11 protein-coding genes and 1 tRNA gene are annotated in these 11,490 nt (G+C 60.7%); 7 read left to right on the top strand and 5 right to left on the bottom strand.

Annotated features, from left to right (window positions below):
- The first annotated feature begins 276 nt into the window (after positions 1–276).
- Complete coding sequence (locus ACFC20_RS13370; RefSeq protein WP_375193452.1) at positions 277–1,080, top strand: enoyl-CoA hydratase-related protein; 804 nt, start codon at positions 277–279, stop codon at positions 1,078–1,080.
- On the opposite strand, the gene ACFC20_RS13365 is transcribed toward ACFC20_RS13370, so the two are convergent.
- Positions 1,081–1,167: transfer RNA gene (locus tag ACFC20_RS13365), tRNA-Leu, on the bottom strand.
- A gap of 98 nt (positions 1,168–1,265) precedes the next feature.
- Positions 1,266–1,895 carry a class I SAM-dependent methyltransferase gene (locus ACFC20_RS13360; RefSeq protein ID WP_375193451.1) on the bottom strand — a complete coding sequence of 210 codons (630 nt, stop codon included), beginning with the start codon at positions 1,893–1,895 and terminating at the stop codon, positions 1,266–1,268.
- 182 nt (positions 1,896–2,077) lie between these two features.
- On the opposite strand from ACFC20_RS13360, the gene ACFC20_RS13355 reads away from it, so the two are divergent.
- From ACFC20_RS13355 to cydC, 4 genes are read left to right on the top strand one after another with little or no spacing between them, the layout of a single operon-like run.
- On the top strand, positions 2,078–3,508 hold the full coding sequence (locus ACFC20_RS13355) for a cytochrome ubiquinol oxidase subunit I (RefSeq protein ID WP_375193450.1): 1,431 nt from the start codon (positions 2,078–2,080) through the stop codon (positions 3,506–3,508).
- 2 nt (positions 3,509–3,510) lie between these two features.
- Positions 3,511–4,512 carry a cytochrome d ubiquinol oxidase subunit II gene (gene cydB, locus ACFC20_RS13350; protein WP_375193449.1) on the top strand — a complete coding sequence of 334 codons (1,002 nt, stop codon included), beginning with the start codon at positions 3,511–3,513 and terminating at the stop codon, positions 4,510–4,512.
- Positions 4,513–6,189, top strand: a complete 1,677-nt coding sequence (gene cydD / locus ACFC20_RS13345; protein WP_375193448.1) for a thiol reductant ABC exporter subunit CydD — start codon at positions 4,513–4,515, stop codon at positions 6,187–6,189.
- Positions 6,182–7,798, top strand: coding sequence for a thiol reductant ABC exporter subunit CydC (cydC, locus tag ACFC20_RS13340; RefSeq protein ID WP_375193447.1), 1,617 nt, complete (start codon positions 6,182–6,184; stop codon positions 7,796–7,798). Before cydD ends, cydC begins: the two co-directional genes overlap by 8 nt.
- A 9-nt stretch (positions 7,799–7,807) precedes the next feature.
- On the opposite strand, the gene ACFC20_RS13335 is transcribed toward cydC, so the two are convergent.
- Both ACFC20_RS13335 and ACFC20_RS13330 read right to left on the bottom strand, forming a co-directional pair.
- The gene (locus ACFC20_RS13335; protein WP_375193446.1) at positions 7,808–9,049 is read right to left on the bottom strand and encodes a saccharopine dehydrogenase family protein; all 1,242 of its coding nucleotides are present in this window, start codon (positions 9,047–9,049) and stop codon (positions 7,808–7,810) included.
- A gap of 34 nt (positions 9,050–9,083) precedes the next feature.
- Positions 9,084–9,500, bottom strand: a complete 417-nt coding sequence (locus ACFC20_RS13330; RefSeq protein WP_375193445.1) for a hypothetical protein — start codon at positions 9,498–9,500, stop codon at positions 9,084–9,086.
- 208 nt (positions 9,501–9,708) lie between these two features.
- Here ACFC20_RS13330 and ACFC20_RS13325 point away from each other — a divergent pair, with 208 nt between their 5' ends.
- Both ACFC20_RS13325 and ACFC20_RS13320 read left to right on the top strand, forming a co-directional pair.
- The gene (locus tag ACFC20_RS13325; RefSeq protein WP_375193444.1) at positions 9,709–10,038 is read left to right on the top strand and encodes a hypothetical protein; all 330 of its coding nucleotides are present in this window, start codon (positions 9,709–9,711) and stop codon (positions 10,036–10,038) included.
- Between the two features lie 6 nt (positions 10,039–10,044).
- Complete coding sequence (locus tag ACFC20_RS13320) at positions 10,045–10,512, top strand: hypothetical protein (protein ID WP_375193443.1); 468 nt, start codon at positions 10,045–10,047, stop codon at positions 10,510–10,512.
- Here ACFC20_RS13320 and ACFC20_RS13315 read toward each other — a convergent pair.
- A complete protein-coding gene (locus ACFC20_RS13315; protein ID WP_375193442.1) occupies positions 10,509–11,375 on the bottom strand; it encodes a putative RNA methyltransferase in 867 nt (288 codons plus the stop codon). The genes ACFC20_RS13320 and ACFC20_RS13315 overlap by 4 nt on opposite strands.
- Positions 11,376–11,490 lie beyond the last annotated feature (115 nt).

Raw genomic sequence — 11,490 nt, 5'->3', positions numbered from 1 at the left:
CTTCTCGAAGATTCGGAACCTGGAGAGCGCGATAAGACTGGTTTATCGGCCACTTTAAACACCCCGGTAAAGGCGCTGGAGCGACCAGAAACAGACTGTTCCTGCTATCCATGAAATCGGTCCGCAACGGCTACAGTATAATGCACCTGCCTCAAAAACGCGCAAGCGATATTTCCATCGCGCGACGCACGGATAGTCGATAGGCCCCCTGCGGTTGATAAAACCAACGGCTCCGCGCGAAGATACCGCCCTACCGATAACAAGGATCAGAAAGCCATGACCAACGTCCCGACGCTCACCGATGCCCTGCTTACCCTGGAAAACCGGGTAGCCACCCTCACCTTCAACCGCCACGACCTGCGCAACGCTCTGACAGGCTCGAACCTGATTGAGGACATTGTTACCACGGCGGAATGGGTGAACGCATGTGAGGATGTGTCGGTGCTGGTGATCACAGGCGCCGGTTCCGCCTTCAGCGCCGGCGGCAACATCCGTGACATGGCCAACCGCAGCGGCGATTTCGCGGGCGATCCGGCCGAATGCGCCGACCGTTATCGGAAGGGCATCCAGCGCATTCCGCTGGCGTTACAGAACGTCGAGGTGCCGATCATCGCCGCCGTGAACGGCCCTGCGATCGGCGCAGGCTTTGATCTGGCCAACATGGCCGACATCCGCATCGCCTCTGAAAACGCCAGATTCGGCGAAACCTTCCTGAACCTCGGCATTATCCCCGGCGACGGCGGCGCCTGGTTCATGCAGCGACTGATCGGCTACCAGCGGGCATTCGAACTGACCCTCACCGGCCGGGTGATTGATGCCAACGAAGCCAGGGACCTGGGCATCGTGCTGGAGGTTGTACCTGCGGAAGAATTGATGACTGCCACCAACGCCATGGCAAACCGCATCGCCAGCCAGCCACCCAAAGCGACCCGGCTTACCAAGCGCCTGATGAAAATGGCACCCCGGATGGACCTGAAGGACTTCCTGGATGTGTGCGCGAACTTCCAGGGCCTGTGCCACAACGAGCCGGAGCATCTGGAGGCGGTGAATCGGATGCTGGAGGCGATGTCGAAGAAGTAATGGTGCCCGGAGCCGGAATCGAACCGGCACGGCCTTGCGGCCGAGAGATTTTAAGTCTCTTGTGTCTACCAATTTCACCATCCGGGCAATCGGAGGGGGATTTGACGGGCGGAATTGTATAAGTCTGCGTGGGGTAACGCAATTCGCATTCCGCCCGCTGCAGCAGCGTGCTTTGCGATGTGTGATCAGGCATTGGCCGGCTTGATTGCCCTGCCCTTGTAGATATACCCGGCAATCCTGGGTGCCCTGGGGATGTAGAGGTTTTCCAGTTCCTCGATCTGGAAACCGCCCTGGCGGATCAGGTCGGCGATGTGGCGGTTCAGGTGGCAGCCGCCCGCCAGTTTCTTCCATCCTGGTGTAATCCGGTGCTGCCATTTGCGGGTGCGCCCATCGGGCGATTCACCGTGCTCCAGGAACAGCAGTTCACCGCCCGGCTTCAGTACCCGCCACATTTGCTCAAGGGCCGCATGCCAGTCGGGAATGGTACACAGGGTAAAGGTGAGCAGGACCGTGTCTACCGAATCCTTTTCCAGAGGTATCTTTTCGCCGGGTAAGTCCAGCCACTCCACCGTTACCGGCGATTTTTCCAGGTTTGGGCGGGCCTTTCGGCGCATGCCTTCGGACGGTTCAAGCCCGTACACCATTTCCACCTGGTCAGCCCGGTAGAACTGCAGGTTGATGGCGGAGCCCATGCCCACTTCTAAAACGCGGCCCCTGGCACGCGGCACCACCTCGCTGCGAAGCTTCATCACCTGGCCCATGGAGCAGGCGCAGTCTATGATGTGCGGCAGGATCCGGTCTTCGTAAAAGCTCATTGGCTTCACCATACTTGTTTTAAATCAAGGAGGGAGCAATCCGTTATACCGGTGAGCCCCTAAAGTTTAGTAGCATGTTAACGATCTGCCGGCAGTACAACACAACAAAATGAGCGAAGGCAGCGGATGAACGGGTTCGCTGGGCCCGTGTCTTTTGATGTGAACGTAACCGGAGGGTTCCCATGGAACTTGATCCCCTGATGCTCTCGCGAATCCAGTTTGCGTTTGTAGTGTCATTTCACGCCATTTTCCCGGTGTTTACCATCGGCCTCGCCTCGTTCATTGCCACCCTGGAGGCACTGGCCTTCAAAACCGGTAACCCGGTGTGGGTGAAACTCTCGGGTTTCTGGACCAAAGTGTTTGCGGTTGTGTTCGGCATGGGTGTGGTGTCGGGCATTGTGATGTCTTTCCAGTTCGGTACCAACTGGAGCAATTTCGCCCAGGCCTCCGCCAACTTCCTCGGGCCCATGCTGAGTTATGAGGTAGTGACGGCGTTCTTCCTGGAGGCGGCCTTCCTGGGCGTTCTTCTGTTCGGGCGAGACAAGGTGCCGGCAGGCATTCACCTGCTTGCGGCGATTATGGTGGCCACCGGCACCTTCATTTCATCGTTCTGGATTCTTTCCGCCAACAGCTGGATGCACACGCCGGCCGGCACCGAGCTTCGAGATGGCGTTTTCTTCGTCACCTCCTGGAGCGAAGCCATCTTCAACCCATCCTTCCCCTACCGCTTCAGTCACATGCTGCTGGCATCGTTCCTCACGGGCGGGTTTGTGGTGGCCGGTGTCAGTGCCTGGTACCTGCTGAAAGGCCGAGAGGTGGAAGCCAACCGCAAGGCGTTGTCCATCTGTTTGTGGCTCCTTCTGCTGCTTGCGCCTACTCAGGCGGTGATGGGCGACTTCCATGGCCTGAATACGCTTGAGCACCAGCCCATGAAGGTGGCAGCAATGGAAGGCAACTGGGAAACCTCCCGTCATGTGCCGCTGCTGCTGTTTGCGATTCCGGATCAGGAAAGCCAGCGTAACCTTTACGAGATCGGCATCCCCAGCCTGGCCAGTTTCATCCTCACGCACGAGTGGGATGGCGAAGTGCCCGGGCTCAATGAGGTACCTGTGGCTCAGCAGCCGCCGGTGGCCATTGTGTTCTGGTCGTTCCGGGTGATGGTCGGCCTTGGCCTGTTGATGATCGCTGCCGCCGTTACCGGCCTGGTGCTGCGGGCCGGAGGGCGCTACTGGCAAACCCCCTGGTTTTTGCAGGCCATGCGCTTCATGAGCATTACGCCATTCATTGCCGTTCTGGCCGGCTGGTTCGTCACCGAGATCGGCCGGGCGCCCTGGCTGGTTTACGGGCAGATGACCCAGGCTCAGGCGCTGACCCCGTCACTGACAGGCGGTATGACACTGTTCACACTGATTGGCTATATCGTGGTGTATGCGCTGGTGTTCTCAGCGGGTGTCTATTATCTGATGCGGGTGCTGTATGTGGGCCTCGAAGATCGGCCCGAGGAAGAGCATGAAACGGAGCGTCCTAAGCGGCCATTCTCTGCGGCCCACGTGCCCTTCGAGATCGAGCACGATGAGCAACGCGGCAAACCGGCAAGCCAGGGAGGTCACTGATTATGGAACTGTTTGATCTGCCACTCATCTGGGCCTTTATCATTGGCTTTGGCATCATCATGTATGTGCTGATGGACGGCTTCGACCTCGGCGTGGGTATCCTGTTCCCGTTTGCGCCCAATGAGGAAGGCCGCGACACCATGATGAACTCGGTCGCGCCGGTGTGGGACGGTAACGAAACCTGGCTGGTACTGGGCGGCGCCGGCCTGCTGGCGGCGTTCCCGATGGTGTATTCCATCTTCCTGCCGGCGCTGTACATCGGCGTGTTTCTGCTGCTTGCCGGTCTGATTTTTCGGGGCGTGGCGTTCGAGTTCCGGTTCAAGGCGAGAACGTCTCGCTACCTCTGGAACTGGGCCTTCGCAGGCGGCTCCACCGTTGCCTCCTTCGCCCAGGGTGCCGTGGTGGGTGCCTACATCCAGGGCTTCGAAACCGCCAACGGTGTCTACGTCGGCGGCGCACTGGACTGGCTCACGCCGTTCACGGTGCTGACCGGGCTAGGCATGCTGGCCGGTTACGCCCTGCTGGGCTCAACCTGGCTGATCATGAAAACCGAAGGCTATCTGCAGGAGTGGGCCTACCGGATCTCGCTTCCCCTGCTGGGCGCCGTCCTGGTGGTGTTCGGGATTATCAGCGTGTGGACGCCGTTTGTGGACGACATGGTACGCGAGCGCTGGTTCTCCAATCTCTCGGTGATCTGGATTCTGCCGGTGCTCACGCTTCTGTGCGCGTTCCAGATCTTCCGTTCCGTTCGCAACCGCTTCGAAGGCATGCCGTTTGTGGCCACCATGGGGCTGTTCATCTTCACCTATCTCGGGCTGGTCGTGAGCCGCTGGCCCTATGTGGTGCCACCGGAATACACCCTGTGGGACGCCGCTTCCGCCTATGAATCGCAGCTGTTCCTGCTGCTCGGGCTGCTGTTCGTGATTCCCATTGTGCTGGCATACACCGCCTGGACCTACTGGGTGTTCCGGGGCAAAGTCCGCGCGGGCGAAGGATACCACTGAGTGGCCGAGGCGGATCCGCAGGAGGTTCGTCGCTGGCTTGCCGATCTGGCCACAGGCAGCCGCCTGTGGATTCGCAGTACGGTCATTGCGGGTACGGTGGCTGGCGTTGCCACCGTTGTCCAGATGGTGCTGCTGGCGCGAATCGTTCATCTCGGGGTGATCGAAAAGGTCCCCGTTGCTGAACTTGCACCCCTCTTTATCAGCCTGATTCTTGCCCTGGTTGTCCGGACGTTGGCGCAAGGCGCGCAGACCCGTTTCGCCGCGCTGAGCAGCGAGCGAGTACGGCGGGATGTCCGTCGTCAGCTGCACCATCACTGGCAGGCCACCGGGCCGGTCGAACTGGCCCAGTTCTCGGCAGGCACCCTGGCCCGGGAGTGGATAGACCACGTTGAAGCGCTGCATGGCTACTTTGCCCGGTTCCTGCCCCAAACGCTCCTGGCGGTTATTGTGCCGTTGGTTATCCTGGTTCTGGTCTTCTGGCTGGACTGGCTTGCCGGTCTTTTTTTGCTGGCCTCGGCACCTTTGATTCCCCTGTTCATGGCCCTGGTGGGAATGGGCGCTGAAAAGCTCAACCAGCAGCATTTCATCACCATCAGCCGGCTGTCCGGGCAGTTCCTCGACAAGGTACGCGGCCTCACCACCCTACAGCTGTTTGGTCAGACGGCCTGGGCATCGGAGCTCATTCGAGAGCGCTCCGACCAGTATCGTCGGGTCACCATGAAAACGCTCCGGGTTGCCTTTCTGTCGTCGGCGGTTCTGGAGTTTTTTGCCTCGGTCGCCATTGCCGTGGTCGCGATTTATATCGGCTTCGGCCTGTTGGGTTACATCAGCTTCGGGCCGGCGGATGAGCTCACCCTGTTTTCCGGGTTGCTGGTGCTCCTGCTGGCGCCGGAATTCTTTCAGCCGCTTCGCACGCTCTCACAACACTATCACGACCGTGCAGCGGCCCTTGGCGCCAGTTCTGAAATCCTGGCACGGCTGGCCTCTCAGCCAGCCCCCAGGCAACCAGAAAACGCACCGGCTCCTGTCGGGAACCCGGAGCGCATCGAACTTCGGGCAGTCCACAAAAGCTATCGCCCGGAGCAGCCAGTGCTCCAAAACTGCAACCTCACCATAAACCGGGGCGACGTGGTCGCCCTCACCGGTCCGACGGGGGGCGGCAAGTCCACCCTGCTGCACGTGCTGGCCGGGTTCACTGCGCCCGACAGCGGCACTCTGAGTGTATTTGGGCAGGTACCGGGCGAATTCCGTTTCGGCTGGCTGGGCCAGAAAGGCTTCCTGGTTCATGGCACCTGGGCCGACAACCTCAGGCTGACCTCGCCCGAAGCCTCGGATATAGCCATCGAATCCGCATTGTGTAATGTCGGGCTGGGCGCACTGCTCGCGACCCGCCAGGACGGTTTGTACAGCCCGGTTTCCGAAGAAGGCCAGGGCCTCTCCGGGGGCCAGGCCAGACGCCTGAGCCTGGCCCGTATTTTCCTGGCCGATTACGACCTTGTTCTGCTCGATGAACCCACTGCGGGCCTCGATAGCGACAGCGAAGTCTTTGTGCTCGAAGCGCTGCACAAACTGGCGCTGGCTGGCAAGACTCTGGTTTTCTCAACGCACCATCAGGCCTTGCTGACTCTGGCAAACCGGATTTTGCTGGTATCCGGCGGGGAGGTGCGCGATGCGTGAACTCAAACCCTGGCTGCAACTGATCTTCAAGCGCCCGGTTCGTCTGTTGGCCGGCGGCGCGCTGATGTTTGGCACCCTGGTGTCTGGTCTGGCGCTGTTAGCGGTTTCCGGCTGGTTTATCACCGAAACGGCAGTGGTTGGCTTGTTACTGGCCGCCGGGGCGGCCGCCACCATAAACCTGTACGTCCCGGGCGGCGCCATCCGCTTCTTCGCGGTGTCGCGCACGGTTTTCCGGTATCTGGAGCGGGTTTACAACCACGACACCGTGCTGCGGCTGCTGACCGACATCCGGGTTGCGCTGTTCCATGGGCTGGCCGGCACCCATGGGCTGGGCCGCAGTGGTCTGAGTGGTGCCCAGTGGCTTTCCAGGCTCACCTCGGACGTCGACGCGCTGGACACCCTGTACCTGCGTCTGATGGCGCCCACTGCCCTGGCGGGTCTGACGACCGTGCTGGTGCTGATCCTTGCCGCTGCACTTTTCGATGCCCGCACAGCGCTCTGGCTGACGCTCGTGCTGCTGGTGGCACTGCTCATGGCCACTGCCTCGGTGTACCTGGCTACCCGTAACCTTTCGGCAAGGCAGAGCACCCGACAGGACGAACTGCGCACAGCGGTGATTGAGCATATTGAGGGATTGCCCGAGCTCACTGCCGCCGGGCGTACTGGCAAGCATGCCGCCTGGCTCATGCGGCAGGCGCATCAGGCGAATGCCGAGCAGGCCCGTGTTGACACTCGGGTTGGCTGGCACCTGGCCGGCTCGCACCTGCTCATCCATCTGGCCACCGTAGTGGCGCTCTGGCTGGGTCTTGCCCTCTTCCAGGCCGGAACGATTACCGGCCCGGTGCTTGTATTGCTGCCCATTGCCCTGCTCGGCCTGGCCGAAGTATTCGCCATGTTGCCAGACGCCTTCGGTAAACTCGGTGCTACCCTGGCCTCTGCGGCACGGCTGAATCGGGACTGCCGGGAAGGTCAACGGCCGCAGGTGGGCGCGGTTGGGAAACTCACCTCGGGCACGGCTCTCCAGGCCGATAACATCACGGTAAAACATGCCGGCTACGCGCCACTGTTCAGCCACTTCAGCCTGACCCTGCGGTCGGGCGAGCGGGTGGGCGTGATTGGTCATTCCGGTAGCGGCAAGTCTTCCCTGGCCGATGCGCTGGCCGGTCTGCTTCCGTTGCCCCACGGCAGTCTGGCACGCGAGGCGTGCGCCTATCTTACCCAGAAAACCGTGCTGTTCGACGACACCCTTCGGGCAAATCTGTTACTGGGCGCCCCGAACGCCTCGGATACAGAGCTCTGGCGAATTCTCGAGCAAATGGAACTGGCAGATCGCTTTGCGACGGAACCGGAAAGGCTCGATACCTGGCTGGGAAGTTCGGGGAGCCGTCTCTCGGGCGGCGAGGCGCGGCGATTGGCCCTGGCACGGGTGCTACTGAGCCCGGCGCCACTGCTCATACTTGATGAGCCGTTCACGGGGCTCGACATGGAAACCCGGGCGAGGATCGCGAAGCGCCTGGAAACGCTGCTGACAGGGAAAACCGTGATTGTGCTCGCACACGGGCCGGATGCCCTCCCGGGCACCGACCGTGTGATCTCTCTTTCCAGCTAGGAGGCCCCGTTAGCGGGTTTCAACCACTTCGAAGGTCAGGCCGGCTTTACTGGTCAGGCGCTCCAGGAGCTTGCCGTCCAGCAGTGAGGCCGGCGTCCAGAAGCCTCCGGGTTGATCAGCCGGGACATCGAACGCCAGGCACATGCCCGCCTCGCCGAGCATTTTCCCGGTGGAGCCGTAGCCGGGGTCCTGGTCTCCCGTTACCCTCGTGATCAGCGTTTTGCCGTCCTCAGTGCGACCGACGAACCTCAGGTCGTAGAAGCCCGCTTTCTGGGCCTCAGGACTGGGCCCCTCACCGGGCTTTGGCACAAACTTCTCTACCAGCCAGCGGGTCGGTTTGATCGCGGAAGCGGTAAAGAACGCGGCCAGACCGCCGGTGATGGCATAGGCGGCAAGCCGGCCCTTGGTGCCACGGCCTGTCATCATCGCCTCGTCGTAGGTAAATTCCTGGCCGTATCGGGCGTTCTGCAGGGCATTTGAACGGTGCACCACGCGGGTGTTGATCGCCCCCATAACGAACGGCGCCAGCCAGGCATTGAACGTCTTGTCATACTCGGCGCCTTTCAGGCTTGGCTGCCGGGTTTTGGAACGGTGCTCCGGCGGGCAGATGGAGAACGGATTGGCCAGCTCTTTTCTCAGCTTCGGGTCGGCCGCCGCTTCCTTTGCCACGTTGATCATCGAGGCCACCGTGCCGCCGGAGAACTCCCCCTTCGCGGTCTTCACGCGCATGCGAACGTCCTGACAGGGCTTGCCGAAGGTCTGCTCGGCCTGGTTCTGCAGAAACCAGACGCCCATATCCGAGGGAATGGAATCAAATCCACAGCAATGTACGATCCGGGCCCCGGAGGCTTTGGCCTCTTCCTCATAACGTTCAACCATCCGGCGGATCCATTGCACTTCGCCGGTGAGATCACAGTAATCGGTGCCGCTGCGAACGCAGGCCTGCACCAGGGGCTCGCCGTAAAGTGCGTAGGGGCCGACCGTGGAGATAATCACACGGGTCTGCTCGCACATGGACTGCAGGGCCGCTTCGTCTGATGCGTCGGCAAGAATGACGGGTATGTCTGTCGCCTTCTTGCCAAGGCCGGTTTTAAGAGCCGTCAGTTTGCTCTCCGACCGCCCTGCGATGGCCCACTTTACCTGGTCATCCACGCCGTAGGTTTCGAGCAGATATCGGGTGAGAATCTGGCCAACAAAGCTGGTGGCACCGAAGACCACGAGGTCGTAGGCCGTGTCTTTGGATTTGGTCATTGCTCTTCCTTAATCAGCCGTTTGAATTGACAACTCAGCGGGGCGCGGTGGCCGCACGGGCACCCATCAGGCCCATGAAAACGGCAACGCCAAGGCCCCAGAAACCATTCAGGATCAGGCCGCCTACCCAGGTTTGCGCGGACACGTCCAGTCCCTTCATGGGAAACACCACCAGCATGGCGACAACGGTGGGCCCTATCGCACCCACAATGACATGGCCGAGCCAGAAGGTCACCCCCGCCAGGCGCCCTAGAAGCAGCCAGAGCACCATGCCCCAGAGACCGCCAAAAAAGGCGAGCGATACCACCTGGGGCACACCCAAAGGCGGAACCGGCGAAAGGTTGAACGGAGCCGCCGGCACTACGCCCGCCAACCAGAACAGGGCAAACAGGCCCTGGTGAAACACCAAAGTTGCGAGAAAGCCGCTTGCAAACGCCTTCAACCAGACCATGATTTCATCCTCTAATGGTGTGACTAGTTCGCTTTAACCCGTTGATTCTGCGTGGTGCACTGCCCGACTGCAAACGATGTTAGCGGTTTTGAGCGCCGGTTCCACTTTCCTGATAGAACAAAGAATACCGTCGATAGGGCCAATCGTTTGTCATGATTCCTCGGGCACACTGCCTGCACGTGTATTAACCGAATTCCGGAGGTTCGCCTTGACCACCTTTCTTCTGGTGCTAAGCCTGCTGTTGGTGCTGTTCAGTGCCTTTTTGTGCTGGCAAGTGGTGGAGCAGCGCAAAATGATCGCCCGCATGATGGAAAATGACGATATCCCGGGCAACGCACAGGAACCCGAGCTGGTGCTTACGCTTCGGGTACTGGATCCGATTGCCCTGGCGAAACGGGAATCCCGCTCTGCCCGGATCCTGGCGGATAAACTCCCGGTGATGGTGCGCAAGATGGTGTACCAGGAAGTGATGAAGGAGCTGGAGTCGGAGTTGGCCGAGCGGGAAATCGACGTGGAAATGCACATCGAGTATCGGTGATCGACCATGGAAACCTTTCTTGTTGCTTTGATCGGAGTGTTAGAGCTGCTCGCACTGGCGGTGCTTTGCCAGGCTTTCCGCCTGCTCATACTGGGCCGGCGCGAAGCCCGGATTCTCAATTCCCATCGGGTGGCCGCAAATAGCGCCATACAGAAAAGCCGGATGGACCTGCTGGAAGTCCGTAACCGGGCGCGCCTGCTGGAAGACTCGGTAACCGGGGGCGCCACCGCCGTGGAAAAACTGCATAAGGCGATTTCCAACACCACGTTCGGGCTGATTGACCTGTTTTCCAGCGACGAGGAATTCCGGAGCAGTGCCCGCAAGGCGAGAGCCAGTCACGATGAGACCAGCCAGGAAATCTACCGGACGGTCCGCACCACCAACCGGGCGCTGCACATTCTGGCGGACACCCTGATCATCGGGCAGGCAGAAAAACGTCTGGTGGCACGCAAGCGCCGCCCCGGCTCCTCCTAGAGGCTATCTGCCTGCCTCTCGAATTCACGAATCACGACGTCTACTGTCACCGTCAGGGTGCTAAGGGTTGCAGCCCTCTCCAGCCCCTCGGCACTGCCCCGGTACAAGTGTGGTGTCATGGCAAGAAGATCGGCAATCGCGTCCTGATCGCCAAGCACTGCTGTGAACCGGAGCGTGCTGGACGCGAGTTCCTCGAACCCTTCAGGCGCCGACGAGGTTCGTTCCCTGGTTGGCTTCAACTCCGGATAGATGATTTCGCGCAGCTCCTTCAAGTGATCAGCACCTGCATCCACCTGAAGAATGCGGCCGCCAGGCTTCAGTACCCGAGCGAATTCGCCGTAGGACGGGAAGCCGAAAAGGCAAAGGATAAGATCCACCGACGCCGGCAGCACCGGCAGGTTGGCATTGCTCCCGACCGCCCAGCGACACGCCCTTTCCCGCTTGGCAGCAGAGAGTACGGCCCACTTGGAAATGTCCACGCCAATCATCGCAAGGGGCTGCTCACCCGCGGCCGCGTCAAGATGGCGAAGGTAATAACCCTCACCACATCCGGCATCCAGTATCGCTGGAACGGTGCTCCCGGACCTGACCATCGAGCCAAGGGCCGCTATCGCCCGGTGACTGACAGCTTCGGCAATCCCGTCATAGTATCCGGTCTCCAGGAAGCGCCTGCGGGCGGCCACCATGGGTTTGCTGTCGCCGGGATCGAGAGAGCGTTTCTTCTGCACCGGCAGCAGATGCACATAGCCCTGCCGGGCAACATCAAAACTGTGGCCGTGCTCGCAACGCCAGACTCCGTCGGTGTGCATGAGCGGAGAATGGTCCAGGGGACAGGCAAGCGCATCGAAAGGAAGGGTGGTCATTGTGGGTTTGTCTTGTCCGGAATGGTGTTGCCTATGATCGCAGGTAATGGTGGTCGGCCCAAATCGGGATAGGGGGGAGCCATGAGGCTCCACCCCTCCCACACCACCCGGCATG

The sequence above is a fragment of the Marinobacter sp. genome, from assembly GCF_041984545.1.
Lineage (GTDB): Bacteria > Pseudomonadota > Gammaproteobacteria > Pseudomonadales > Oleiphilaceae > Marinobacter.
This window is presented reverse-complemented; position numbering and strand designations above follow the sequence as displayed.

Excerpts from the sequence above, each read along its gene's own strand:
- ACFC20_RS13335 (WP_375193446.1), bottom strand. The coding sequence starts at position 9,049 with ATGACCAAATCCAAAGACACGGCCTACGACCTCGTGGTCTTCGGTGCC.
- ACFC20_RS13370 (WP_375193452.1), top strand. The coding sequence starts at position 277 with ATGACCAACGTCCCGACGCTCACCGATGCCCTGCTTACCCTGGAAAAC.
- ACFC20_RS13355 (WP_375193450.1), top strand. The coding sequence starts at position 2,078 with ATGGAACTTGATCCCCTGATGCTCTCGCGAATCCAGTTTGCGTTTGTA.
- ACFC20_RS13360 (WP_375193451.1), bottom strand. The coding sequence starts at position 1,895 with ATGAGCTTTTACGAAGACCGGATCCTGCCGCACATCATAGACTGCGCC.
- ACFC20_RS13315 (WP_375193442.1), bottom strand. The coding sequence starts at position 11,375 with ATGACCACCCTTCCTTTCGATGCGCTTGCCTGTCCCCTGGACCATTCT.
- ACFC20_RS13320 (WP_375193443.1), top strand. The coding sequence starts at position 10,045 with ATGGAAACCTTTCTTGTTGCTTTGATCGGAGTGTTAGAGCTGCTCGCA.
- cydB (WP_375193449.1), top strand. The coding sequence starts at position 3,511 with ATGGAACTGTTTGATCTGCCACTCATCTGGGCCTTTATCATTGGCTTT.
- cydC (WP_375193447.1), top strand. The coding sequence starts at position 6,182 with ATGCGTGAACTCAAACCCTGGCTGCAACTGATCTTCAAGCGCCCGGTT.
- ACFC20_RS13330 (WP_375193445.1), bottom strand. The coding sequence starts at position 9,500 with ATGGTCTGGTTGAAGGCGTTTGCAAGCGGCTTTCTCGCAACTTTGGTG.